The organism is Agathobaculum ammoniilyticum (assembly GCF_025567315.1).
In the GTDB taxonomy this organism is placed as follows: domain Bacteria; phylum Bacillota; class Clostridia; order Oscillospirales; family Butyricicoccaceae; genus Agathobaculum; species Agathobaculum ammoniilyticum.
Genome location: NZ_JAOQJE010000004.1, coordinates 177,461 through 203,051, shown reverse-complemented (window position 1 = coordinate 203,051; position 25,591 = coordinate 177,461). Strand labels below are relative to the sequence as shown.

At 58.8% G+C, this 25,591-nt stretch carries 25 protein-coding genes and 1 tRNA gene; 11 read left to right on the top strand and 15 right to left on the bottom strand.

The window, feature by feature from the left end; all coding sequences use genetic code 11:
* The first annotated feature begins 114 nt into the window (after positions 1-114).
* The 3 genes from OCV66_RS06420 (at position 115) to OCV66_RS06410 (ending at position 2,571) form a co-directional block, all read left to right on the top strand.
* A complete protein-coding gene (locus OCV66_RS06420; protein ID WP_147573971.1) occupies positions 115-801 on the top strand; it encodes a viral replication protein in 687 nt (228 codons plus the stop codon).
* 393 nt (positions 802-1,194) lie between these two features.
* A complete protein-coding gene (locus OCV66_RS06415; protein WP_147573970.1) occupies positions 1,195-2,376 on the top strand; it encodes an FtsK/SpoIIIE domain-containing protein in 1,182 nt (393 codons plus the stop codon).
* Between the two features lie 18 nt (positions 2,377-2,394).
* Positions 2,395-2,571, top strand: coding sequence for a hypothetical protein (locus OCV66_RS06410; RefSeq protein ID WP_186949590.1), 177 nt, complete (start codon positions 2,395-2,397; stop codon positions 2,569-2,571).
* A 71-nt stretch (positions 2,572-2,642) separates the two neighbouring features.
* On the opposite strand, the gene OCV66_RS06405 is transcribed toward OCV66_RS06410, so the two are convergent.
* Together OCV66_RS06405 and OCV66_RS06400 are read right to left on the bottom strand one after the other, a co-directional pair.
* Positions 2,643-3,263 (bottom strand): GNAT family N-acetyltransferase, encoded by a 621-nt coding sequence (locus tag OCV66_RS06405; protein WP_207724440.1) that lies wholly within the window; start codon positions 3,261-3,263, stop codon positions 2,643-2,645.
* Between the two features lie 74 nt (positions 3,264-3,337).
* Positions 3,338-3,413 (bottom strand) — tRNA-Pro (locus OCV66_RS06400).
* 270 nt (positions 3,414-3,683) lie between these two features.
* Here OCV66_RS06400 and OCV66_RS06395 point away from each other — a divergent pair.
* Positions 3,684-5,516: an NAD(P)-binding protein gene (locus tag OCV66_RS06395; protein WP_107630838.1), complete on the top strand. Its 1,833-nt coding sequence runs from the start codon at positions 3,684-3,686 to the stop codon at positions 5,514-5,516.
* Positions 5,510-7,264: a [FeFe] hydrogenase, group A gene (locus OCV66_RS06390; RefSeq protein WP_107630839.1), complete on the top strand. Its 1,755-nt coding sequence runs from the start codon at positions 5,510-5,512 to the stop codon at positions 7,262-7,264. The genes OCV66_RS06395 and OCV66_RS06390 overlap by 7 nt, the downstream gene beginning before the upstream one ends.
* A gap of 44 nt (positions 7,265-7,308) precedes the next feature.
* Here the strand turns inward: OCV66_RS06390 and argF are convergent, their stop codons facing one another.
* The 8 genes from argF to OCV66_RS06350 all read right to left on the bottom strand — a co-directional run bounded on the left by argF (position 7,309) and on the right by OCV66_RS06350 (position 15,726).
* Complete coding sequence (gene argF, locus OCV66_RS06385; protein ID WP_054326873.1) at positions 7,309-8,220, bottom strand: ornithine carbamoyltransferase; 912 nt, start codon at positions 8,218-8,220, stop codon at positions 7,309-7,311.
* Positions 8,221-9,402: an aspartate aminotransferase family protein gene (locus OCV66_RS06380; protein ID WP_054326872.1), complete on the bottom strand. Its 1,182-nt coding sequence runs from the start codon at positions 9,400-9,402 to the stop codon at positions 8,221-8,223.
* A gap of 16 nt (positions 9,403-9,418) precedes the next feature.
* The gene (gene argB, locus OCV66_RS06375; RefSeq protein ID WP_054326871.1) at positions 9,419-10,291 is read right to left on the bottom strand and encodes an acetylglutamate kinase; all 873 of its coding nucleotides are present in this window, start codon (positions 10,289-10,291) and stop codon (positions 9,419-9,421) included.
* Positions 10,292-10,317: 26 nt separating this feature from the next.
* Positions 10,318-11,526, bottom strand: a complete 1,209-nt coding sequence (gene argJ / locus OCV66_RS06370) for a bifunctional glutamate N-acetyltransferase/amino-acid acetyltransferase ArgJ (RefSeq protein ID WP_147573969.1) — start codon at positions 11,524-11,526, stop codon at positions 10,318-10,320.
* A 59-nt stretch (positions 11,527-11,585) separates the two neighbouring features.
* On the bottom strand, positions 11,586-12,506 hold the full coding sequence (gene argC, locus OCV66_RS06365) for an N-acetyl-gamma-glutamyl-phosphate reductase (RefSeq protein WP_147573968.1): 921 nt from the start codon (positions 12,504-12,506) through the stop codon (positions 11,586-11,588).
* A 16-nt stretch (positions 12,507-12,522) separates the two neighbouring features.
* Entirely contained in the window at positions 12,523-12,996 is a 474-nt protein-coding gene (locus OCV66_RS06360) for a YbjN domain-containing protein (RefSeq protein WP_054326870.1), read from the bottom strand.
* A gap of 17 nt (positions 12,997-13,013) precedes the next feature.
* Entirely contained in the window at positions 13,014-14,405 is a 1,392-nt protein-coding gene (argH, locus tag OCV66_RS06355) for an argininosuccinate lyase (protein WP_054326869.1), read from the bottom strand.
* Positions 14,406-14,472: 67 nt separating this feature from the next.
* Positions 14,473-15,726, bottom strand: a complete 1,254-nt coding sequence (locus OCV66_RS06350) for an argininosuccinate synthase (RefSeq protein ID WP_054326868.1) — start codon at positions 15,724-15,726, stop codon at positions 14,473-14,475.
* Positions 15,727-15,977: 251 nt separating this feature from the next.
* On the opposite strand from OCV66_RS06350, the gene OCV66_RS06345 reads away from it, so the two are divergent.
* Positions 15,978-17,420, top strand: a complete 1,443-nt coding sequence (locus OCV66_RS06345) for a nicotinate phosphoribosyltransferase (protein ID WP_054326867.1) — start codon at positions 15,978-15,980, stop codon at positions 17,418-17,420.
* A gap of 50 nt (positions 17,421-17,470) precedes the next feature.
* On the opposite strand, the gene OCV66_RS06340 is transcribed toward OCV66_RS06345, so the two are convergent.
* A complete protein-coding gene (locus tag OCV66_RS06340) occupies positions 17,471-17,965 on the bottom strand; it encodes a COG2426 family protein (protein WP_054326866.1) in 495 nt (164 codons plus the stop codon).
* Between the two features lie 157 nt (positions 17,966-18,122).
* On the opposite strand from OCV66_RS06340, the gene OCV66_RS06335 reads away from it, so the two are divergent.
* Together OCV66_RS06335 and OCV66_RS06330 are read left to right on the top strand one after the other, a co-directional pair.
* The gene (locus OCV66_RS06335; protein ID WP_054326865.1) at positions 18,123-18,473 is read left to right on the top strand and encodes a PadR family transcriptional regulator; all 351 of its coding nucleotides are present in this window, start codon (positions 18,123-18,125) and stop codon (positions 18,471-18,473) included.
* Positions 18,460-18,783: a permease prefix domain 1-containing protein gene (locus tag OCV66_RS06330; protein ID WP_054326864.1), complete on the top strand. Its 324-nt coding sequence runs from the start codon at positions 18,460-18,462 to the stop codon at positions 18,781-18,783. Before OCV66_RS06335 ends, OCV66_RS06330 begins: the two co-directional genes overlap by 14 nt.
* A gap of 37 nt (positions 18,784-18,820) precedes the next feature.
* On the opposite strand, the gene OCV66_RS06325 is transcribed toward OCV66_RS06330, so the two are convergent.
* Genes OCV66_RS06325 through cls form a run of 3 tightly spaced genes read right to left on the bottom strand, consistent with a single transcriptional unit; the run spans position 18,821 to position 21,593 of the window.
* On the bottom strand, positions 18,821-19,279 hold the full coding sequence (locus OCV66_RS06325) for a threonine/serine exporter family protein (protein WP_107630844.1): 459 nt from the start codon (positions 19,277-19,279) through the stop codon (positions 18,821-18,823).
* On the bottom strand, positions 19,276-20,037 hold the full coding sequence (locus OCV66_RS06320) for a threonine/serine exporter family protein (protein ID WP_054326861.1): 762 nt from the start codon (positions 20,035-20,037) through the stop codon (positions 19,276-19,278). Before OCV66_RS06320 ends, OCV66_RS06325 begins: the two co-directional genes overlap by 4 nt.
* Before the next feature lie 29 nt (positions 20,038-20,066).
* On the bottom strand, positions 20,067-21,593 hold the full coding sequence (gene cls / locus OCV66_RS06315) for a cardiolipin synthase (RefSeq protein ID WP_159068064.1): 1,527 nt from the start codon (positions 21,591-21,593) through the stop codon (positions 20,067-20,069).
* A gap of 320 nt (positions 21,594-21,913) precedes the next feature.
* Here cls and OCV66_RS06310 point away from each other — a divergent pair, with 320 nt between their 5' ends.
* The 3 genes from OCV66_RS06310 (at position 21,914) to OCV66_RS06300 (ending at position 24,549) form a co-directional block, all read left to right on the top strand.
* Positions 21,914-23,113: a M24 family metallopeptidase gene (locus OCV66_RS06310; RefSeq protein ID WP_054326859.1), complete on the top strand. Its 1,200-nt coding sequence runs from the start codon at positions 21,914-21,916 to the stop codon at positions 23,111-23,113.
* A gap of 27 nt (positions 23,114-23,140) precedes the next feature.
* Positions 23,141-24,010 (top strand): DegV family protein, encoded by an 870-nt coding sequence (locus OCV66_RS06305; RefSeq protein ID WP_147573967.1) that lies wholly within the window; start codon positions 23,141-23,143, stop codon positions 24,008-24,010.
* A gap of 101 nt (positions 24,011-24,111) precedes the next feature.
* Complete coding sequence (locus tag OCV66_RS06300; RefSeq protein WP_107630846.1) at positions 24,112-24,549, top strand: dipicolinate synthase subunit A N-terminal domain-containing protein; 438 nt, start codon at positions 24,112-24,114, stop codon at positions 24,547-24,549.
* A gap of 44 nt (positions 24,550-24,593) precedes the next feature.
* On the opposite strand, the gene OCV66_RS06295 is transcribed toward OCV66_RS06300, so the two are convergent.
* Positions 24,594-25,496 (bottom strand): YitT family protein, encoded by a 903-nt coding sequence (locus OCV66_RS06295; protein ID WP_147573966.1) that lies wholly within the window; start codon positions 25,494-25,496, stop codon positions 24,594-24,596.
* Positions 25,497-25,591: the final 95 nt, after the last annotated feature.

Below are 25,591 nucleotides of genomic sequence, written 5' to 3'. Positions count from 1 at the left end.
TTCCCCAAGAAAAATATCCCCCGGCGGCAATACCAGCGCCGCCGTTCCCATAAGGGGCTAGTATTACCCCTTATGGGAACCTTGTAGCATGTAGCAATACAATGGAGGATTTACATGGGCAACAATAGCCAATCCCGTAAATGGGCGCTAGTAATCAACAATCCATTGGAGGCCGGATTAGATCACGCCGCTATCACCAAACTGCTGTTGCTGTTTTCTCCCGCCTATTACTGCATGGGTGATGAAATAGCGTCAACGGGGACATATCACACGCACTTGTTTTTCTATGCGCCATCGCCTGTGCGCCTCTCCACCGTCAAAAACCGCTTTCCAACGGCCCATATCGAAAAGGCATACGGAACAGTACAGGACAACCGGGCGTACATTCGGAAAGATGGCCGATGGGCGGACACGGACAAGGCGGAAACTTCGGTGCCTGGGACTTTCGAGGAATGGGGCGAGATACCCCCGGAACAGGCGGAGAAACACCCGGAGATGTTCCGCCTTGTCCAGAATATCCGGGACGGCATAACCACCACGGAAATCATAGACGATAATCCGGCTATGGCCTTTCGTGTCCGTGACATTGACCTGCTCCGGCAGGTATTGACGGCGGAAAAGTACGCCGTGGAAAACAGGCCCTTGGAGGTGTCCTATCTCTACGGGGCCAGCGGTGCGGGCAAGACAAGGAGCATTTACGAAACCCATGACCCCCGGAGCATTTACCGGGTGACAAACTACCGGGCCTCAAAGGGCATTTCCTTTGACGGCTACCACGGGCAGGAGGTGCTTGTGTTCTAGGAGTTCAGCGGTCAGATACCGATTGAAGATATGCTCAACTACCTGGATATTTACCCTCTGTCCCTCCCGGCCCGGTACAATGACAAGACGGCCTGTTACACAAAGGTTTATATCACCTCTAACCTCCCGCTGGAAAAGCAGTACTGGGGCGAACAGTGGGACAGGCCGGAAACCTGGCGGGCGTTTCTCCGCCGTATTCATGTCGTGGTAGAGTACCTCCCGGACGGCTCCACGGTCATTCACAAGAAAGGGGGGATTTCCCTATGACAAGAAATGAAAAAGACACCATCAACAGGCGGACGGAAAACCGCCACTTGCTCCAACGCATGAAAAGAGGGCTGGAAGCGGTCAGGGACACCCCCCCATAAACGGGCGTTGCTGGCGGCCTATCTGGTGGGCGCTGTGCTGGTCTGGCTGTTCCGGGCGTATCTGTTCGGCTTGGACACTTACGGTATGTTTTCCCCCATCCTGGAGGCCGTTATCAACCTCCTGCTCCCCCTCTACGCCGTGGGCGGCCTCCTGGCCGTCCTGGTACTCCTGGGGACACCCTGGGGCGGCAAAGCGGCAAAGGAGGGCTTGCAGAAAGTGGGCCTTGTCAACCATGCGGGGGAGGCCCCTGCCCTCATAGCAAAGCGGCAGGACACAGACAACCCCCGGCTGACGGTCTGGGAGTTCGACCCCTGCGGCATACCCATGGGGGAGTGGGAGGACAAGCGGGCCAGGATTGAAACGGCCCTGAATATCACCATAGCTAAAATGACATGGGCAGAGGGGCGGAAAATCATCCGTGTCTATTCCGCTCCCGCTGAAAGCGATTTCCCTGCCCTGCTCCCCTGGAAAGACAAATACCTGTCCCCGGACAACTTTGTGTTAGTGTTGGGGGAAAGCCTCACTGGGCCTGTGTCGGTCAACCTTGCGAATATTCCCCATATCCTGCTGGGCGGCTCCACGGGGAGCGGCAAGAGCGTCCTGTTAAAGCTCCTGCTCATGCAGGCGCTCCGCAAGGGGGCGGAGGTCTACATAGCCGATTTCAAGGGCGGTGTGGACTTCCCCAAGGTCTGGCGGCAGAAATGCCATATGTGTTTTCGGGAAGATACCCTGCTTTATGTCTTGGGCCAGCTTGTGGCGGTGCTGGAAGCCCGCAAGGGGTGGCTGGAGGAAGCCGGGTGTAAAGACCTGGACGCATTTAACGAGGCCACGGGGGAGGGGCTTCCCCGGCTGGTATTCGCCTGTGACGAGGTGGCGGAACTGCTGGACAGGACAGGCCGGAGCAAGGAGGACAGAGACAAGCTCAATCAGATCGAGGGCAGGCTTGCCACTCTCGCCCGATTGGGGCGGGCCTTTGGTATTCACTTGATACTTGCCACCCAGCGCCCGGACACGAATATCATCCCCGGCCAGATCAGAAACAACATGGATTTCCGGGTATGCGGCAGGGCCGAAAGCGTATTGTCCGGCATTATCCTGAACAATACCAGCGCCGCCGAACAGATACCCAAGGACGCAAGGGGCCGTTTCATTACTGGGGACGGGACTGTGTTCCAAGCCTACCTGTTTGACCAGGAGCGGCTATAGACTGGGGGCGGCTCTCCTATGGCGAGGAAACGGAAAATCAACGACCACGGCACGGGAATACCCGTCCATGAGGTGGACGCATTGGCCCGTGTCCTGCTTCCGAAGATACAAGCGTTTTTTGAGAGCGAGGAAGGACAGCGGGAGTTTGCCGAGTGGAAAGCGCAACAGGAACAAGACAAAGTGAAACAGGACTAACAAAAGGCGGGGGCATCGTTACAAATGCTCCCGCCGTTCTTCAACACGTCGACAAATTGGAAGTTATCAAATTATTTATGAACAGAATAGAGGAAATGAAGCATTTCACCGTTATAATATTGTGTGATAAATTCATCTTCTTTAATTATACCAATACTTTCTGCTATTTTCATAGAAGCAAGATTATCTGATTTTATGACTGAATATACTTTAGCCCTATTCAAATTTTCAAAAGCATATTTCTTACACCCCATAGCCGCTTCTCTTGCGTATCCATAATGCCAAAATTTTTCTTTAAGCAAATAGCCAATTTCAAGTACTTCCGTATTTTTATAAGGCTGCATTGTAAGCCCCGCTTGTCCTATCATTTCATTGGTATCTTTTAATACCACTGCCCACAAACCAAATCCATATTTTTTGTATCGTTCTATTTGTCGGTCAAGCCATGCTTGAACATCATTATCTGAGAAATCATGCTCATACGCATACATAACCCTGGGGTTTTGTAAAATTTCTGCTAAATCTTGAAAGTCATTTTGTTTCATTTCTCTTAGAAATAAACGCTCGGTATCTAATATTATTTTATATTCCACTCCACTTGCACAAATTCCGATTTGTTCAATAAAAGTATGATAACAATAGAGAAAGCAAAATACAAGGGCAGGAATGTTTCTCCCGCCCTTGTTCGTCATATTACATTGTCGATAGAAATGATAAATCCGAACACATTACCCACCTGGATAATGTAGTTCGGATTATCATTGTTTGGTCCGAGTGGGGAGACTCGAACTCCCGGCATCTTGCTCCCAAAGCAAGCGCGCTACCAACTGCGCTACACCCGGATAGTGAAATTCTGTTATACTAAGATACTCTGATAAAAAGTATACCAAATATCGGTCTTCCCTGTCAAGAGCTTTCGCTTTGCGCAAAAACGAGTTTCTTCCCTTTCCTATCCTCGATTTTACGACAATCCCCCTTTCCCCACCTTGAGCTATGCGTCCGGTATTTTCAGTTTTTTGCGCGGTATCGGTTTCGCAGTTGACTTTTCTCTGCAGTTGGTCTATGATTCAATTGTATGTGTGTATAAAATATTCATCGAGGGAGGATGTAAATTGAGCAGATTATCCATCGAGACGCCTGGCCGCGCGCAGACAGTTGTCGAAAGCCTGTACCGTGATGTTGAGCGTCGTCTGAGCGCAAGCCCCCCGGGCCTTTGTCCGGTCGATATGGCGCTCTCGTTCCTTCGCCTGTGTCATGCACAGACCTGCGGCAAATGCGTTCCGTGCCGCATCGGACTCGGCCAGCTCACCTCGCTTCTCGAAAGCGTACTTGACTCCACCGCCACGGTCGAAACCATTGACCTGATCGAAAAAACCGCCCGCGTTATCCAAGATACCGCAGACTGCGCGATCGGTTACGAAGCCGCGCGCATGGTTTTGCAGGGCGTGCAGGGCTTCCGCGAGGACTATCTCTCGCATGTGGAGCATGGCCGCTGCCTGTTCGGCCTGAACCAGCCGGTCCCCTGCGTAGCCCTCTGCCCCGCGGGCGTGGATATCCCCGGCTACATCGCCCTGGTTCGCGCGCACCGGTATGACGACGCGGTGCGCCTGATCCGCAAGGACAACCCGTTCCCCACGGTCTGCGGCTATGTCTGCGAGCATCCCTGTGAGGCGCGCTGCCGCCGCCGCATGGTGGACGACGCGGTCAATATTTGCGGTATCAAACGCTTTGCCTGCGACCACGCGACCGGCAAAACGCCGCCCCCCTGCGCCCCGTCCACCGGCAAGCGCATCGCCGTGATCGGCGGCGGCCCCGGCGGGCTTTCCGCCGCCTATTTCCTTTCTCTGATGGGGCATCAGGTGGTGGTATACGACCAGCGGCCGCAGCTCGGCGGCATGCTGCGCTACGGCATCCCCGACTACCGCCTGCCGCAGGAGAAGCTGGACGCGGACATCTCCTTTATCCTGTCCACCGGCATCGAGGTACATACGGATACCTCCATCGGCCGCGACATTGCATTCTCCGATATTGAGGAGCAGTTCGACGCGGTATATATCGCTATCGGCGCGCATAACGACAAAAAGCTTGGTATCGAGGGAGAGGACAGCCAGGGCGTATACGCCGCCGTCCAGCTTCTGCGCGATATCGGTGAGGGCCGCGCACCTGATTTCAAGGGCAAGCGCGTCTGCGTGGTCGGCGGCGGCAACGTCTCGATGGATGCCACCCGCACCGCCATCCGGCTGGGCGCGGAATCCGTCACCTGTATTTACCGCCGTCGCGTCGCCGATATGACCGCGCTCGCGGAGGAGATCGAGGACGCGCAGAGCGAGGGCTGCCAGATTCTTCCCCTGCAGGCGCCCGATCACATCGAAGCGGACGAGAACGGCCATGTTACCGCGCTTTGGACCCGCCCGCAGATCATCAGCGAGTATGGCTCGGATGGGCGTCCGCGCCCGAAAAACGCGCGGGAACCGCTGTTCCGCATCCCCTGCGATATTGTTATCGTTGCCATCGGCCAGGCGATTGACGCAAAGCCGTTCGAGCAGGTCACCCCTGTTGTCCGCGGCAAGATTCAGGCGGAGTCCGACGCTTTCGTACCCAACACGCCCCATGTGTTTGCGGGCGGCGACGCGGTCACCGGCCCCGCGACCGTTATCCGCGCGGTTGCGGCCGGCAAGGTCGCGGCCGCTAATATCGACCAGCATCTTGGATACCACCATGTCATCACGGTCGATGTGGACATTCCGCCCGCCCATTTGACCAACTCCCCCGCCTGTGGCCGCGTGGAATTAAAGAACCGTCCGCTCGCGGAATGCATCGATAATTTTGAGCTTGTCAAATGCGGCATGACCGAAGAGGAAGCCCAGCAGGAGACCTCGCGCTGCCTGCGCTGCGACCATTTCGGCTATGGCATCTTTAAAGGAGGGCGGACGTCCAAATGGTAAACCTTACGATCAATGATATTCCGGTTTCGGTTCCCGCCGGAACGACAATCCTGGACGCCGCAGCCAGCGTCGATATCGAAATCCCCAGCCTGTGCTATCTCAAAGACCTGAACGAGATCTCCGCCTGCCGCGTCTGCTGCGTCGAGGTCGAGGGCGAGGGCAAGCTCGTTCCCTCCTGTAACAACGTGGTGCGCGATGGTATGGTCATCCATACCAACTCGCCGCGGGTCCGCCAGGCGCGCCGCACCAACGTCGAGCTGATCCTGTCACAGCACGACAATAAATGCGCGACCTGCGTGCGTTCCGGCACCTGCCAGCTACAGAAGGTTGCGACCGACCTGGGCGTTCTGAACATCCCCTACCCCGCCGATCTTGCGCGCGGGAAAAAGCTGGAATGGACCACCACATTCCCCCTGTTCCGCGATGTTAATAAGTGTATTAAATGTATGCGCTGCGTACAGGTCTGCGACAAGGTGCAGTCGCTTTCCATCTGGGATGTCAGCGGTTCGGGCGCCCGCACGACCATTGACGTTTCCGGCAATCGTTTCATCAAAGAAGCGGACTGCTCGCTGTGCGGCCAGTGCATCACCCACTGCCCAACCGGCGCGCTGCGCGAACGGGACGACACCGCCAAGGCATTTTCTGCGCTCGCCGATCCGGACCAGGTCACAGTCGTCCAGATCGCGCCCGCTGTCCGCGCGGCCTGGGGCGAGGCGTTCGGCATGGACACCGGCACGGCGACCATCGGCCAGTTGGTTACCGCCCTGCGCAAAATGGGCGCGGAATATGTCTATGACACAACGTTCTCCGCTGATCTGACTATCATGGAGGAGGGTACCGAGCTGCTGCACCGTCTGCGGGACGGCGACCTTTCCGACATGCCGATGTTCACCTCCTGCTGCCCCGGCTGGGTGCGGTTCCTCAAGTCCCAATACCCCGAGCTGACCGGACGCCTGTCCACGGCAAAATCCCCGCAGCAGATGTTCGGCGCGGTCAGCAAAACCTGGCTGGCAAAACGCCTCGGCCTTGCTCCGGAAAAGATCTTCAGCGTTTCCATCATGCCCTGCGTAGCGAAAAAAGCGGAGTGCGAGCTGCCTGGCATGCAGTCCACCGCCGCCGGTCCGGATGTCGACCTGGTGCTGACCACGCGCGAGTTTGCGCGCATGGTGCGCGCCGAGCATATCGACGTACCCGTGCTCGCCGAATCCCCGTTTGATTCGCCGCTGGGCGATGGTACCGGTGCCGGCGTGATCTTTGGCGCAACGGGCGGCGTGATGGAGGCTGCTCTGCGCTCCGCCTATTTCCTTGCCACCGGCGAAAATCCGCCGGCCGACGCGTTCCACGACGTGCGCGGCAATATTACCCGCGGCGGCTGGCGCGAAGCGACCTTTGACCTCGCCGGCATCCCCCTGCGCTGCGCGGTCGCAAGCGGTCTGGCCAACGCGCGCCACCTGCTGCACGCGCTTAAGCGCGGCGAGGTGAAGTACGAATTTGTCGAGATCATGGCCTGCCCGGGCGGCTGCGCGGGCGGCGGCGGCCAGCCGATCGACGGAACTGACCGCGAGAAGGCGGTCTGGCGCGGAAATGTGCTATATGACCTCGACCGGCACGCCGATCTGCGTTTCTCACATGAGAACCCCGCGGTACAGGCTTTGTATCGGGAAGAGCTCGGCGAACCCTGCTCGGAAAAGGCCGAGCGCCTGCTCCACTGCAACCATTTTGCCTGGCAAATGCCGCAAAACCGATAAAAAAAGAATGCGCGCCGCTAAAAGCGGCGCGCATTCTTTTTTATTTATTCCCGACTGCCCATAAGCGTGACCATGACCGCCTTTTGCGCGTGCAGACGGTTTTCCGCCTCTTCAAAGATCTCGTCCGCATGCTCCTCAAACACCTTGGTCGTGATCTCCTGCTCGCGGTAGGCGGGCAGACAGTGCTGCACCATGCAGCCGGGCTTAGCGGCGGCGAGCAACTCGTCGTTCACCTGATAGCCTTGGAACGCCTGCATGCGCACTTCCTTTTCAGCTTCCATGCCCATGGAGGCCCAGGTGTCCGTGATGACCACATCCGCGTTCTCTGCGGCTTTCATCGGGTCGTCCGTGATGGAGAAATCCGGATTGGCGCCGGCAAACGCCATGACCTCCGGATGGGGACGGTAGCCCTCGGGGGTGGCAACCGATACCTTCATGCCGGTCTTGAGGCCGCCGACGATCAGGGAGTTGGCCATGTTGTTGCCATCGCCGATGTAGCACATCTTCAGCCCTTCGAGTACCGCGAACTTCTCGCGAATGGTCATCAGGTCGGCCAGTACCTGGCAGGGATGGCAGAAATCGGTCAGACCGTTGATGATCGGGATGGTGCCGTAGCCCGCGAGGTCCTCGACCTCTTTCTGTTCATAGGTGCGGATCATGATGCCGTCCAGATAACGGGACAGCACGCGCGCCGTATCCTGCACCGGCTCGCCGCGGCCGATCTGCAGGTCGCGGTTGGAGAGGAACAGCGCCTGTCCGCCGAGCTGATACATACCGGTCTCGAACGAGACGCGGGTGCGGGTGGAGGACTTCTGGAAGATCATGCCCAGGCTTTTGCCCTCCAGATGACGGTGGGAGATATTATGCTTCTTTTCATATTTAAGCTGGTCGGCCAGGTCGAGCAGACCGATAATCTCCTCGGTCGAGCAATCGAGCAGCTTGAGCAAATGCTTCAATTAAAACACCTCTTTCATAATGGTCAGCGCCTCATCCATTTCTTCCCTGGATATGGTCAGCGGCGGCAGCAGGCGCACCGCGTTTTTGCCCGCCGTGATCGCAAGCACGCCTTTTTCAATCAGTTTATTGGCAAAGGCCGTGTGCCTGCCCTCGTCCACAATGATGCCCAACATCAGCCCCATGCCGCGCACGCCATGGATGCTGGGGGAGCCAATGGACAGGATGCCGTTTTTCAGGTACTCGCCCTTTTCCCTGACCGCAGCGAGGAACTGCCCCTCCCCTACAGTATCGAGAACCGCATTCACCGCGGCGCACACGATGGGCGTGCCGCCGAAGGTCGTCGCATGCGTACCGGGGGTCAGCACGCCCGCACAGCTTTCCGCGGCCAGCACCGCGCCGACCGGCAGGCCGCCGCCCAGCCCCTTGGCCATCGTGACGACATCCGGACGGATGCCGTACTGCTGGAAGCAGAACAGGCTGCCCGTGCGGCCGACGCCGGTCTGCACCTCGTCGATGATGAGCAGCAGGTCCTTTTCGCGGCAAAGCGCCTCGACCTGCTTGACAAACGCCGGATCGAGCGGTAGCACGCCGCCCTCGCCCTGCACCAGTTCGAGCATGACCGCGCACGCCATATCGTCCGCTTTGCGGCGGACCGAATCAAAGTCGTTTGCCTCCGCGTAATCAAAGCCCTCGGTAAACGGGAAAAAATAATTATGGAAACGGTCCTGACCGGTGGCCTTAAGCGTGGTCACCGTGCGGCCATGAAAGGAATTGACGAGCGTGACGATCTTGTAACGCCCCTCGCCGTACTTGTCGAACGAATATTTGCGCGCCAGCTTGATCGCGCCCTCGTTCGCCTCCGCGCCCGAATTGGCAAAAAACACCTTGCCGTTCAGATGCGTTTTCTCCACCAGCTTTTTCGCAGCCCATACCATAGGCTCGGTCGTGAACAGGTTGGAAACATGCATCAGCTTGTGCGCCTGTGCGGTGATCGCGTCAATGATGATCTGGTTATTGTAGCCCATGCAGTTGACGCCGATGCCCGAGGCCAGGTCGATATACTTCCTGCCCTCGACATCCCATACCGTCGCGCCCTCGCCTCGGTCGAGCGCGATCGGGAAACGGCCGTAGGTGTTCATCACATATTTGTTTTCCTCGGCCTTGAGTTCTTGGTAGGTCATTTTCCTCGCTTCTTTCTCACTGGAACATCGTACCGACGCCCACTTTGGATAATAATTCGATCAGGATGGAGTGCTTGACGCGCCCATCCTGGATATTGGCCGCTTCCACGCCCTTGCGCACCGCCTCGACGCAGCAGTCCACCTTGGGGATCATGCCGCCCTTGATAACGCCGTCGCGCATGAGCTTGGGTACCTCGGAAACCTTGAGGAAGCGCAGCAGCGTCGACTCGTCCTCCGGATCGAGCATCAGCCCGCGCACGTCGGTCAGCAGGATGAGCTTTTTCGCGCCCAGCGCGACCGCCAGCTTGCAGGCCGCGGTATCCGCGTTGATGTTGTAATTGGTTTCATCGTCGATCCCCTGCGCGACGGTCGAGACGACCGGAATATAGCCCTTTTCCAGCATATCGATCACCGGCGCCGGATTGACCTCGACGATGTCGCCTACATAGCCGTAATCCGTACCGGTACGGTCGGTCAGGCGTTTTGCCTGGAACATGCCGCCGTCCATGCCGCCCAGGCCAACGCCGCGGCCGCCCGCCTTTTCCAGCAGCGTCACCAAATCCTTGTTGACCTTGCCGCACAGCACCATCTGCACGATATCCATGGTCTCGCGGTCGGTGTAGCGCAGGCCGTTGACAAAGCGGGACTCCTTGCCGATCTTTTTCAGCATATCCGAGATCTCCGGCCCGCCGCCGTGTACCACGACCACCTTGACGCCGACCAGGTTGAGCAGCACAAGGTCGTGGATGACCGCGTCTTTCAGTTCCTCATTAATCATGGCGTTGCCGCCGTATTTGACGACGACCGTCTGCCCGTAATATTTTTGAATAAACGGCAGCGCTTCAACCAGTATTTTGGCCCGCAGCTCTGCATCCAGTTGTGTATCCATCTTGTCTCGTTCCTCTTCGTTTATTATCAGGTCCGGTAATCGCCGTTGATCTTCACATAATCATAGGTCAGGTCGCAGCCCCACGCGGTCGCGCAGTCTGTCCCCTCGCCCACGTCCACCTGAATGGTAACCTCGCTTTCCGAGAGTACCTGCTTGGCAAGCGCCTCGTCAAAATCGATCGCCGCGCCCTTTTCGCACACAGCCACGCGGCCCGCTGCGGACTCGAACGCCACGGACACATATTCCGGCCGGAACGGCGCCTTGGAGTAGCCCATCGCGCACAGCACGCGGCCCCAGTTGGCGTCCGCGCCGAACATCGCCGCCTTGACCAGGTTGGAGCCCACGACTGCCTTGGCCAGCCGCTCGGCCGCCTCCTCGGAGCGGGAGTTTTTGACCGTGCAGGTCACCAGCTTGGTCGCGCCCTCGCCGTCCGCCGCGATCTGGCGTGCCAGACGGGTGTTGACCTCGTTCAGCGCCTTGCAGAACGCCTGATACTCCTCGTCCTGCCACTCGATCAGCTCGTTGCCCGCCTGTCCGTTGGCCAGCACCACGCACATGTCGTTGGTGGAGGTGTCCCCGTCCACCGTGACGCGGTTATAGGTCTTGCGCACGTTCTCCTGCAACGCCTCGGCCAGCATTTCGTGTGTGATCGCACAGTCGGTCGTCAGGAAGGACAGCATGGTACCCATGTTAGGATGGATCATGCCGCTGCCCTTGCAGATACCGCCGATGCGGCAGATCCTGCCGCCGATGGTGAACTCGACCGCCGCAGTCTTGGTTTTGGTATCGGTCGTCATGATGGCGCGGTTCGCCTTTTCCGAGCCGTTTCCGTCCAGCACAATTTCGGGCAGGTGCTGCTCGATGCACTCAACCGGCAGGCGCTGACCGATCACGCCGGTCGAGGCGACGACCACGTCGTCCTCGTCCACGCCGAGCACCTTCGCCGCGACCTTGGCCATGCGGCGGGCGTTTTCCATCCCGTCCGGCGCGCAGGCGTTGGCGTTGCCCGCGTTGGCGACGATCGCGCGCGCCACGCCGTTTTCCAGATGCTCCATCGTCACATACAGGGGCGCGGCCTTGACGCGGTTCATCGTATAGGTCGCCGCGGCCGTACACTCGCACGCGCTGAAGATAATCGCGGTATCGTCGTCCGCGCGGCTGTCCTTGATGCCGCTGCGGATGCTGCCCGCGGTAAAGCCCTTTGCGGCGCACACGCCGCCGTCAATAATTTTCATAGCTGCATTTCTCCTTACCGCCCGAAGCGGCGCGAAATAGATAGGATACGCTGTTTTTATTATACCGTCAATCCCGTGGCTTCGTCCAGACCCAGCATGATATTCATGTTCTGCACCGCCGCGCCCGACGCGCCCTTGCCGAGATTGTCGAACAGGGCGGTCACGATCGTCTGCCGCGCATGGCCGCATACGATCAGCCTCAGGCTGTCCTTTCCCGCGAGCGTATTGGCGTATATAACCGGCTCGTCCCCGCCGAACGGAGCGACCGTGACCAGCCGCTGCCCCTCGTAGTGCACTTCCAGCGCTTCCTGTACGCGGCGAGCGTCCACGCTGGGCAGCATGACCGTCGTCGCCATGCCCTTGTAAAAATCGCCCACAACCGGCACAAATACCGGCGGCTGGGTCAGGCCGCAGACATACTCCATTTCCGGCAGATGCTTATGCTGCAGGTTCAGGCCATAAATCCGCTCGGAGGCATGCCGCGGGTCGCGGTTTTCATCCTCGTATTCTGCGATCATTTTTTTCCCGCCGCCCGAGTAGCCGGTCAGCGACGAGCAGGTGAACGCAAAATCCGCGGGTACCACCTCCCGCGCGACCAGCGGATACACCGAGGAGATAAACCCGCTCGCGTGGCAGCCTGGATTCGCCACCCGTTTGGAGGCCGCGATCGCAGCCCTGTGCGCCTTGGACAGCTCTGCAAAGCCATAATCCCAGTCCGGCTCGGTGCGGTGCGCGGTCGAAGCGTCGATTACGCGGGTCGTTTCGTTCTCGATCAAGCTGACCGCGTCCCGCGCCGCCGCGTCCGGCAGGCAGAGGAATACGATGTCGGCCGCATTGAGGAACCTGCGACGCTCCTCGGTGTCCTTGCGTTTGTCCTCGTCGATCAGCAGCAGCTCGAGGTCGTCCCGCCCCCCCAGCCGTTCATAGATCTGTAGGCCGGTGGTACCCTCTCTGCCGTCGATATAAACCTTTGGTTTCATCCGTCTTTCTCCGTTTTCATTCCGCCTGCGCCTCGCGCTCCGCGGCCTCGATCTCCTCGTACGCTTCCACAGGCCCCTTATTGCCGTATACGATGGCGAATACGCCAGGAACATATTTATCAAACATGTTGAAGCCCACATAAGTCATGCGCCGGACTATCTCGTCCGCCAGCGGCTCGTTTTCCTCAAAGCAGCCCGCCACCCGATAGCAAAGCTCCCCGTCGTTCGGGTCCATCTCAAAATTGCCCAGCAGCAGCCCCCAGTTCGCCCGATTCAGGTAAAGAGCGACCGCGTCCCGCTTAGCTTCCGGAATATTCATCGGCAGGATCGTGGTAAACAGCGCGGTCGTTTCGTTAACAATGCGTGCGGTGAACGACACGTCCGGCGAAACCTTGGTGTTCATCTTGAAGCGGATGCGCTGCTCCTCCTCGTCGGTGGCGAAGTTCAACTCCTCTTCTTCATATACCTGTGCGATATCCTCAATATACATACAAAATCCTCATCTGTTTATGTTTCGTTTTCCACATCGGCGATAAACTTTTCGATCTTGTCGATCTGGCGGGCGACCTCCTGCGGTGCCGGACCACCGATCACCTTGCGTTCAGCCACGCAGGTACGCAGGTCGAGCGCGTCGTAAACATCATCCCCAAATTTATTGGAGATCGCGGCAAAATCGCGCATGGTCATGGTTTCCAGCGTTTCATCCGCCTTGATGCACTGGTTGACCAGCCGGCCGACCGTTTTGTACGCATCGCGGAAAGGCATGCCCTTCTTAGTCAGGTAGTCCGCGCAGTCTGTTGCGTTAATGAAGCCTGCGGAAGCTGCCTTGCGCATGTTGTCGCGGCGCAGCGTCATGGTGGAGAACATGGGGGTGAACACCTCCAGGCACTGCTTTACCGTGTCGATCGCGCCGAACACAGCCTCCTTGTCCTCCTGCATATCCTTATTGTATGCCAGCGGCAGGCCCTTGAGCACGGTCAGCATGGTGGTTAGGCTGCCGTACACACGGCCGGTCTTGCCGCGGATCAGCTCACACACGTCCGGATTCTTCTTCTGCGGCATGATGGACGAGCCGGTGGAATACGCGTCGTCCAGTTCGACGAACTTGAACTCCCATGAGCACCAGGAGATGATCTCTTCAGACAGGCGGGACAGGTGCATCATCAGGATAGATAGCGCGGAGAGCAGCTCCACGCAGTAATCGCGGTCGGATACGCCGTCGAGCGAGTTATCGGTCAGCCGCTTGAAGCCAAGCTGCTGCCGGACGAACTCGCGGTCGATCGGATAGGTGGTGGATGCCAGCGCGCCCGAGCCGAGCGGCATTTCATCCATGCGCTCGTAGCAATCCTGCAGGCGGGTGATATCGCGCTTCAGCATGTTGGCATAGGCCATCATGTAGTGTGCGAACGTGGTCGGCTGCGCGCGTTGCAGGTGCGTGTAGCCCGGCATGACCGCGTCCAAGTTCTCGCGGCTCTTTTTGGCGAGCGCTTTCATAAACGTACAGATCATGGTGATGATCTCGCGGATTTCGCTCTTGACGTACAGGCGCATATCGAGCGCGACCTGGTCGTTGCGCGAGCGTCCGGTATGCAGCCGCTTGCCGGTGTCGCCGATGCGCTCGGTCAAAAGCTGCTCGACATTCATGTGGATATCCTCATAATCGAGGGAAAACTCCACATTCCCCTCCTCGATATCCTTGAGGATTCCCTTCAGCCCTTCGACGATTTTTTCCGCCTCGTGCGGCTCGATGATGCCCTGCCTGCCCAGCATGGTCGCATGCGCGATCGAACCGGTGATGTCTTCCTTATATAAACGGCAGTCAAACAGGATGGACGAATTAAAGTCATTTACCACCAGATCGGTTTCCTTTTGAAACCGTCCTGCCCATAATTTTGCCATATCTCGTTACCTCACAAAACACCCGCAGGGCGGCACGTTCGGACATGCCGCCCCACGATATCCTTTCTTACTTTTCAACCGACGGGAAATGCTCGCCGGTCTTTTTGTACAGCATCTGGTCGTTGAGCGCGCGCACCTTGAGCGGCAGGCCGAACAGGTTGATGAAGCCGGCCGAATCCGCCTGGTCGTAGCAGTCGTCCTCGTTAAAGGTGGCCATATCCTCGGAGTACAGGCTGTACGGCGAGGTGACGGACGCCGGAATGATATTACCCTTGTACAGCTTGAGCTTGACGTCGCCGGTAACGGTCTCCTGCGTGGAATCGACGAACGCCGAAAGCGCCTTACGCAGCGGGGTGTACCACTGGCCGTTGTAGACCAGGTCGCCGAACTTCATCGCGACCTGCGCCTTGTAGTGCGCGGTCTCCTTGTCGAGCGTGATCTCCTCCAGCTTCTGGTGCGCCGCATACAGCACCGCGCCGCCCGGCGTCTCGTATACGCCGCGGCTCTTCATGCCGACCAGGCGGTTCTCGACGATATCCAGGATGCCCACGCCGTTCTCGCCGCCGAGCTTATTGAGCTTTTCGATGATTGCAACCGAATCCAGCTCCTCGCCGTCCACCGCGGTGGGTACGCCCTTTTCGAAATGAATGGTAACGTAGGTCGGCTTATCGGGCGCCATCTCCGGAGAAACTCCCAGTTCGAGAAAGCCCGGTTTATTGATCGGCGCCTCGTTGGAGGGCAGTTCAAGGTCGAGGCCCTCATGGCTCAGGTGCCACAGGTTCTTATCCTTGGAATAGTTGGTTTCCTTGTTGATCTTGAGCGGGATGTTATGCGCCTCCGCGTAGGCGATCTCCTTCTCGCGGCTGTTCAGTTCCCAGAAGCGCCACGGCGCGATAATGTCCATCTGCGGGGCGAACGCGTGGATCGCCAGCTCGAAACGCACCTGGTCGTTGCCCTTGCCCGTGCAGCCGTGGCAGATCGCGTCCGCGCCCTCCTGCAGCGCAATCTCAACGATGCGCTTGGCGATGATCGGACGCGCGAACGAGGTGCCAAGCAGATACTGCTCATAGGTTGCGCCCGCCTTCATGGTGGGGATAATGTAGTCGTCCACGAACTCCTTGGTCAAGTCCTCGATGTACAGCTTGGACGCGCCGGTCTTGAGCGCCTTTTCCTCCAGCCCGTCCAGTTCGGTACCCTGGCCCACGTTGCCGGAAACCGCGATGACCTCGCAGCCGTAATGCTCCTTGAGCCACGGAATCAGCACCGAAGTATCCAAACCGCCCGAATAGGCCAGTACAACCTTGTTATATTTCCTTTCCATGTCTGCTTACCTCCGTAATCCGTCGTTTTTTTGACTTTTCCATTATACCCCCTATCCCTGCATTTGGCAAGAAAAATTTATAATTATTTTATATAGTGAATATTTATTCATATTGTGAATCGATATTCCGAAAGAAAGTCTTGCACTTTGCGCAAAAACGTACTATTATAACTATAAATGCACTGTGTCAAGACAGATGCACGGATTGAATAAAAGCGCATGGCATCCATGCGCAAAGGGGCGTTTTCGCAATGACCGAAAAAAATCTGACCATGCTGACCGACTTTTACGAGTTCACAATGGCGAACGGGTACTTTGAAAAAGGTATCGCCGACCGCCGCGCTTATTTCGACATGTTCTTCCGCCGCGTGCCGGACGGCGGCGGCTACGCCATCATGGCGGGCGTGGAACAATTGATCGACTATTTCAAAAACCTGCATTTCACCGAGGAGGATATCGCCTACCTGCGCCGCCGCGGCTGCTTCTCGGAATCCTTTCTCAATTACCTGCGCGAATTTGAATTCGCGTGCGACGTATGGGCCGTGCCGGAGGGTACGCCGGTTTTCCCCGGCGAACCCCTTGTCACCGTGGCCGGTCCCATGATTCAGGCGCAGTTCGTGGAAACCATGGTCCTGCTCACCATCAACCATCAGACGCTGATCGCCACCAAGGCCAGCCGCATCACCCGCGCCGCGCAGGGGCGCACCGTGCTCGAATTCGGCTCCCGCCGCGCGCAGGGCTACGACGGCGCGATCTATGGCGCGCGCGCCGCTTATATCGGCGGCTGTCAGGGGACGGCGTGCGTGCTGGCCGATCGGGATTACAAGATCCCCGCGGGCGGCACGATGGCGCATTCCTGGGTGCAGATGTTCGACAGCGAATACGAGGCGTTCAAGGCCTATGCGGACATTTATCCGGACAACTGCGTCTTTCTGGTCGACACCTATAACGTCCTCAAATCCGGCGTTCCGAACGCGATCCGTGTAGCGCGGGACATGGTCAGCGAGTACGGGATCCGCCCGCGCGGCATCCGTCTGGATTCGGGCGATATCGCCTACCTTTCGATCGAGGCGCGTAAAATGCTGGATGCGGCGGGTTTTCCGGATATGCAGATCATGGCCTCCAACTCGCTGGACGAATACCTGGTGCGCGACCTTCTGGTACAGGGCGCGCAAATCGACTCCTTCGGCATCGGTGAGCGGCTGATCACTTCCAAATCCGAACCGGTGTTCGGCGGCGTATACAAGCTCGCAGCCGTGGAAAACGGGCAGGGAGAGATCGTCCCCAAGATCAAGGTTTCCGAAAACGTGGAAAAGATCACGACCCCACACTTCAAGCAGGTATACCGCCTGTTTGACAAAGCGACCGGCAAGGCGCTGGGCGATGTTATCACAATCCATGACGAGGTCATCGACGCCGCCCTCCCCTATGTGCTGTTCGACCCCATCCATACCTGGAAGCAGCGCGTGGTGTCCGATTATACCGTGCGCCCGCTGCGCGTGCAGCTGTTCCAGGCCGGCAAATGCGTTTACCAGAATTCGGCGATCAGCGACATCCGCAGTTACTGCCTTGCCGAGCTGGACACGCTCTGGGAAGAGATTAAGCGCTTCGAGAACCCGCAGACTTATTTCGTCGATCTGTCCCGCAGGCTTTGGGACTGCAAGCACGAGCTGCTGGAATCCTGCCGTATTTAAACCGAAATGCAAAAAGAGCCTCCCTCACGGGAGGCTCTTTGCTTTCGCTTTCAAAACAGGCTCGCCACGCCCAGCACGCCATTGGAGGCAACCAGCATGATAAGCCCCGCCGCCACGACGCCGCCCGCAATGGAGAGCAGCGCTTTCCCCTTTGGCATTTCGAGCAGCGTCGCGATCAGCGCGCCCGACCATGCGCCCGTCCCTGGCAGCGGCACCGCGACGAACAGGAACAGGCCGATCCGCGCATACTTGGTAACCTGATCCTTTTTGCTTTCCAGCTTCGCCTTGTAGCGGGTGACGAAGCCGGTAAACGGCCTGAGCGTCCCCACCCAGTCCAATACCTTTTCCCCGAAAAACAGCGCGAACGGAATCGGGAGCAGGTTGCCCAGATAGGCCAACGGCAGCACCTCGTACCACGGCATGCCCGCCGCCATAACGCCCAGAGGCACCGCGCCGCGCAATTCCACCAGAGGAACCATGGAGATAATAACAACAGCCAGCTCGCGGCCAGCGCCGAGCAGCCATTGAAACAAACTATCAAACATCGGTTTTCCATCCTCCAAAGCCTGCAAACTATTGCTTATGATACCCTAAAAACCGAAAAAGAGCAATACCTTAAAAAAATTTTACATTTGACAGCCCCTGCCGCCGGATGTATACTGTGGATACATCGATAAAAAAGGTATTTGGAGGCGGTTTTCCATGCCCCGCAGAAAAAACGACTCTCCTTTCCCCGGCAGTAATACGCTGCTCGTCCTCGCCATGCTGGAGGACGCAGACAAATACGGCTACCAGATCATCCGCGAGCTGGAATGCCGTTCCGACCAGACCTTTTCCATGAACGAGGGGACCCTGTACCCCATCCTGCACAGCCTGGAAGAGCGCGGCGAGGTGCGCTCCTACGAAAGGGAATCCACGGCGGGGCGGCTGCGCCGGTATTATCAGCTCACCCGCCAAGGCGTCAAAACACTCGCGCGGTGCCGACGCGAGTGGGAAAAATTCTGTAAAAGCTTCGGCAAGGTGGTCGGGGGTGAGGCGTGTGTCACCAAATGAGCGCATCAGCCTGTTTCTGGACCGCGTATGCGCCCATCTTCTTTGGCCGCCGTACCGCGCACGGGTGCGGCGCGAGCTGACCGACCATCTACTGACGCGCATGGAATATCTGCAAAACGACCGCGGCTTCAACGAAGCGGAGGCGGTCGAGCTGGCGGTGCGCATGCTCGGCGATCCGGACGCGCTCGGGCGTAGCCTGCGGCACGCCCGCTTTCCGCCGCGTTATCTTTGCTGCCTGATCGCCACGGGCCTGGTTTGGGCGGCGATCGCCGCCTGTGTGGTCTATCTTCTGCTGCAGCTCCAAATTTGAAAAGCGTTCTGCACGGACCGGTCGCAGAACGCTTTTTTCATATTCTTTTCTCCCGCGCCAGAGCGAGCAGCTTGAGCAGCGTCTGCACTGCACAGGCAATCAGGATAACCCCGAACGAGATCGCACCGGACTCCTTCAGCACCAGGCTGCCATACTGCGCAAACGCCGCCATATCCCCCCGGACAAGCGCCAGCGTGGTATAATACAGGTCGCCGCCCGGGACGAGCGGCACGAGCATCGGCACCAGCAGCGTCAGGACCGGCGTTTTGAGCAGGCGCGCCAATACCTCCGCCAAGGCGGCTGTCGCGAGCGCGGCGGCAAAAAACGCGGCGACGCGGTCCTCATAAGCCCACAGGGCGAGCAGGTAAAACCCCCAGTTTGCCGCGCCGCCGAGCAGGATGGTCACCAGCCGGCTTCCTGAAATATGGAACAGCAGGCCGAAGCCCAGCGCACCCACGGCTGCCATGCCGACCTGCACCGCCATTTCCCCGGTCATACCGCACCTCCCAGCTGCAGCAGCACCAGTGCGCAGCCCGCCGCAATCGCAATCGCGCGCAGCAGCGCTTCACACGCTCCCAGCAGGCCGCTGATCGTATCGCCCACGATCATGTCGCGCAGCGAATTGACCAGCGCGATCCCCGGTATCAGCAGCATAATGTTTCCAATAATAATCTTATCCAATGCCTGCCCCAATCCGGCTTCCACGGTTATCACCGCGGCCAGACACATCGCGGCCGCGCTCAACACGGTCAGCACCAGCGGCTGTAACGCAATACGCGCCCCCATGCGCCCGATCGCGTACAGCACCATGCTGCACAGCATCGCCGCCAGACCATCCCGCACCGAACCGCCGAAAAACACGGCGAACGAGCCGGAAATAACCAAATATGCCAGCGGGATACGCCACGGCATATCGTCCCGCATGGTCCGAATCGCTTCCACCCGCGCGCGCAGCTCCTCCAGCGGCAGCGGCGCGCCGCAGACCGCACGCGAAAGCGCGTTCACCGCCTCGATGCGCCGCATATCGGTTTCCCGCCGCAGGATGCGGCGGGTCTGCGTCAGAACCGCGCCGTCCTCTGCCTGCGCCGTGACGATCATACTGGCCGTGATGGTCAGCACATCCACCCTGCCAAAGCCATATGCCTGTGCCATACGGCGGATCGTGTCCTCCACGCGCGCCACCTCGGCCCCTGCGGTCAGCAGCAGCTCACCCGCGTCAAGGATCGCGCACAAAACCTGTTCCCGTTGTTCCATTTCAGCCCCTTCACTCTGCCGGCGTCCGGTCACAGCAGCGGCGCAAACAGCCGCAGCACACTGGCCACGATAGACCGCAGCCAAGGTACCTTATGCAGCCAGGCGTCGTCAATGCGCCGGCTCACATTGATCGTTTCCAAAATATCCTGCTTGACCGCATGCACGACCGAGCTGTTGTAAAAGCAGGTCGCGCACTCAAAATGCAAGAAAAAGGAACGGAAGTCCATATTGATCGTTCCGACGACCGCCGTATCATCGTCCGATACGATGCACTTCGCGTGCAGGAAGCCTGGGCGGTATTCATAGATCTTGACGCCCGCGCGGTGCAGCTGCTGGTAATAGGAGCGCGTAATCATATAGACCAGCTTTTTATCCGGAATCCCCGGCGTCAGAATCCGCACATCCACGCCGGACTGCGCCGCGATGGTCAGCGCCGTGATCATCTCGTTATCCAACACCAGATACGGGGTCGTGATATAGACGTAATCGCGCGCGTTGTGGATGATCTGCAGGTAGGTCGATTCGCCGACGTTCAAATCGTCAAGCGGCGAATCCGCGAACGGCTGGACATAGCCGTCCTCCGGCATTTTCATCGTCGGCAGGTAGGCGTTGAGCGGCGGCACGGGCTCGCCGGTCACATATTCCCACATCTGCAGGAACAGCGAGGTCATGTTGACCGTCCCTTCGCCCCGCAGCATGATGCCGGTATCCTTCCAGTGGCCAAAACGCACCTTCTCATTGATATATTCATCTGCCAGGTTGATGCCGCCCATATACCCCACATTCCCGTCTATAATCATCATTTTGCGGTGGTTGCGGTAATTAAGGTAGGTGTTGAGCGTGGGGATAAAGCGGTTAAAGCGCACCGCGCGGATGCCGAGTGAAGCCAAGAAGCGGTCGTAGTTCTGCGGCAGCGTGGCGATCGAACCCACATCGTCGTACAGGATGCGCACATCCACGCCCTCGCGCACCTTTTCCTGCAGGATATCGAGGATGGTATTCCACATGATGCCTTCCTCAATGATAAAATACTCCAGAAAAATGAATTTATGCGCCTGCCACAGCTCCTCGCACATGGAGGCGAACATATCCTCGCCCACGCGGAAATAATGCGCCTCGGTGTTGGTCCAGGCCGGCATGCCGTCCAGCGCAGTGATATAACGGGCGCGCGCCGCGTGGCGCGGATCCTCCTGTGCGAGCGCCTCGGTCGCCGGCATCAGGCGGTATTCGGTGAAATCCGGCGGCTGCGGCTCGTACTTATGCTGAGTGCGCGCGCGGTTAAACGGCGTGTTGCCCCACAGCAGGTAAAACAGGCCTCCGAACAGCGGCAGCAGCAGGATAACGATGATCCAGCTGATCTTATAGGTCGGGTTATCATATTTACGGACAAGCCAGATCACGATGATGACGCTCAGCACGGTCAATATCCGTGGCGCCCACAGCCAGCGCCCGCTCATCCAGCCCACGCTGTACATGACGATCACCAGCTGCGCAACCAGCAGCAGGCCGCCGACCACACGCCGGTCCGCCAGGATCCGTCCCAAAATTCTGCGCATAACCCGACTCCTTTCTCCATAAACTTTCCTGTATAGCATCATATCGCACCATTCCGCAAAAGTCAATGCGCACGCATTGCCCAGCCGGAAAAACTATGGTATAATAGCCGCAAAGCGGCTATTATACATTAATTTCACTTCATTATACCACCAGCGGCACTTTGCGGTCGCTTCAGGCGAATAAGTGCTGGCCGCTGTGGTATAATAGCGCCGCAAAGCGGCCGAGCCGCCTTTTTCCCATGCGTGTATCTTCGCCGCCGTAAGGCATGCCGCTGGCCCGCATCACCCCAGAACCAACATAAGCAAAGGAAGGAACACAAATGCCACATACCCCCGTGCCTGCCGGCGAGCTGAACGCCCGCCTTTCCCGACTGCGCGCAGCATTGGCACAGCACGATCCCGCGTGGTCCATGACCATTCTGGACAACAAGATCGATCTTTATTACTTCACCGGCACCATGCAGGATGGCGCGCTCATCGTCACGCCCGACCAAGCGGTGCTGTTCGTCCGCCGTTCATTCGAATGTGCCAAACGCGAATCCGCTTTTGCGGATATCCGTCCGCTGAGCAGCTTCCGCACGGTTGCGGAGGCGTTCCCCGCCATCCCCGACCGTGTCTATGTCGCCGCGCGCACCATGACGCTGCAAAAACTTTCTATGTTGCAGAAATATTTACCCTTTACGCAGCCGCAGCCAGTGGACGGCGTCCTCGCAGGCCTGCGGGCCGTCAAAAGCGCCTATGAGCTGGACTGCATGCGCCAGTCCGGCGCCCTGCACCGCTTCGCGCTGGAGGAGATCGCCCCCGTCCTGCTGCGGGATGGCATTAGCGAGGCGCGGCTGTGCAGCGAGGTCAGCACGGTTCTGCTCGAGCGAGGTTCGATGGGTATTTCCCGCTTCAACCAGGCGATTGCAGACGATGTGCTCGGCGTAGCCAGCTTCAGTGAAAACAGTCTGGCCGGCTGCGGTCTGGACAGCCCCACCGGTACGGCCGGCACCTGTATCGCCATGAAATCCATCGGCTCCTCCGAGCGGCGCCTGCGCGAGGGCGATATTGTGCTGCTTGACATACCGAACGGCTATCGGGGCTACCATACGGATAAAAGCATTGTGTTTTTCTACGGTTCCCTCTCCAAGCATCCACAGAGCAAGCTGATCCGTGCCGCGCGCGAACAATGTGTATTCCTCGAGAACGAGGCTGCCGCCATGCTGCGCCCCGGTTCGGTGCCATCCGAGGTATATGGCAAGCTGTGCGCCTGCGTTGACCCCGCGTTCCGCGCGGGCTTTATGAGCGGCTGCAGGTTCTTCGGACACTCGATCGGCCTGACTATGGACGAATCGCCCGTCCTCGCCAGGGGCTTCGACGAGCCGATCCGCGCCGGCATGACGTTCGCGGTCGAGCCAAAGATCGCCCTGGAGGGGGTCGGTCTGGTTGGCTGCGAAAATACCTACGAGGTCGTCTCCGACGGTCCCGCCCGCTCGCTAACCGGCGCGTGCGACACCCCCTTTGAAATCAACGGCTGATCCGGCCGCAAAGCAAGGAGTTCTGCTATGTATCCATTCGCTCTTATCACCGATTCGACCATCGATGAGACCGCCGCCTACTTTTCACAGAACGACATTGGCTGCGCGCCGCTCGCATTTACGATTGACGGGCGCACCATTGAGGAGGACTGTGGGCAGACCGTTTCATTCCACCAGTTTTACGACCTGCTGCGGGAGGGGAAACTGCCCGTCACCTCTCAGGCAAAGCTGGAAACGTTTCTAACCCTTTTCCGCACCGCGTTGGAAGCCGGGCAGGACGTGCTGTACATCGGCTTTTCCTCCGGCCTTTCGGGTACGTTCCACGCGGGCTGCATGGCACGCGACGAGCTTGCCCCGCTTTTCCCCGCGCGCAAAATCATCTGCATCGACTCCCTCTCCGCGACCGGCGGCGAATACCTGCTGGTCGATAAAGCCCGTGAAATGCGCGACAGCGGATGCACCATCGAGGTGACTGCCGCCGCGGTGGAGCAGATGCGGCTGCATGTGATCCATCTGATCACGGTCAACGACCTGGGCCACCTGCACCGCGGCGGGCGGCTGAGCAAGACCTCGGCCGTGGTTGGCGGGCTGCTTGGCATCAAGCCGGTCATCTGGGTTGACAATGCGGGTAAACTCGACGTCGGCTGCAAGATCCGCGGCCGGCAGAAATCTATTTCCTACCTCGCGGAACGGACGCTGCGCGAGATGACCGACCGGAACCAGGTTGTGCGCATCTGCCACGGCGACTGTCTGGAAGACGCCCGCCAACTTGCCGCGCTGCTCGACGCGCACGGCGTCCGCTCGGACATCCGCTACATCGGCACGGTCATCGGCTCGCACACCGGCCCTGGCGTGCTGACCGCCTTTTTCTTTGGCGGCGACAGAAAACCGGAATAAGCGCTGCGGCCTATCCCACGGGACAGGCCGTTTTTCCTGCCCCGCACGGGATAACAACGCCTCCCCCGCTGGCATAGACTGCCCTGAAGGAGGTTTTTCTTATGAATCAATCGGCGACCCTTGCGGTCGTCGGCGGCGACGTACGGCAGGCTTATCTGGCCTCCCTGCTGCGCGCCGACGGCCACACGGTGCGCACCTATGCGCTTGAACGGCGCCCCGTCGAGGGCTGCGCCGCTGTCAGCGACCCCCGCGCCGGCTTTGCGGACGTACAGGCGGTGATCCTGCCGCTTCCCATCCAGCATGGCGACGCTCAACTCAACGCCCCGCTCTCCAACGCCCCGCACCCGCTCGCGGATATCCTGGACGCGATTCCGGCGGGTACGCTTGCCCTTGCCGGCTCGGTCCCGTTCTGGGTACACGCCCGCGCCGTGCAGAACGACCTGCGCCTTCTGGACTACTTATCCCGCGACGAGCTTGCGATACGCAACGCGGTACCTGTTTCCTTTGGTTATAGGCCGGTTCGCCGCCGCGAACAGTAAAGCAGCCCCAAGCGCATCGCTGCGCCCGGGGCTGCCCTTCCGTTTTAATCGTGCGGCCGGCGGTAAAAATTGCCCGCCACTTGGTCGGTTTTCAGGATATTGATAAACGCATGGGGGTCGATATCGCGCACGACGCGGGTGATCTGCTTGACCTGATCGCCCGCGATGACCGAATACAGCATATCCCGCTCCTCGCCGTTATACAGGCCGGTTCCGTGGAACAGCGTCGCCCCGTGATGCGTCGTATCCTTGATCTGTTCGTATACCTCCTGCGCCCGATTGGAAATGATGAACAGCGTGGTCCGCTTAAAGCGCGGGTCGAGCATATGCACAACCTGCGTGGAGGCAAACTGGAAAATGATCGAATACAGCGCCTTATCCCAGCCGAACAGCAGGCCGGCCACGGCCAGCATCCCGCAGTTGGCAAAAAAGATGTAATTCCACGCGTCCACGCCGAGCCGCTCGCTCAGCGCCACGGAGATGAAGTCCGTCCCCCCGCTGGTCGCGCGCCCCAACAGGCACAGGCTGATCGCCAAGCCGTTAACAATGCCGCCGAAAATACAGACCAGCAGCACATCGTTGGTCAACGGCATGGAAGGGATCAGGTCGGTCAGCACGCTCGTCAACGCGATCATCAGGCAGGAATACAGCGTAAAGCGCTTCCCGATCAGCCGGAAGCTGACCACTGCCGGAACCACGTTGAGGAGCAGGTTGATTGCGGTAAACGGCAGGGAAACACCGGCAAACTGCTGCGCGCTGCGCTGGATGAGCAGCGTCAGCCCATTGAAGCCGCCGGGAAACAGGCCGCCCGCGTCCACAAAGCTTTTAATGTTGACCGCCATCACCACGGACGCCGCCACAATCAACAGCAGCCGCCTGAGCTGCTCCCCCCAGGACTGCCCCCGTTCCAATCCCCCCTGCTTTCCCTGTTGTTCCGTTCCAGACATTTACGCCCCCACCTTAACTGAAAAATGCGCAGCAGGCCCGCTGCAGGTATAGTATACCACAGCGGCCGCCGGAAGTTAAGCAAAGGCGCGTCCGA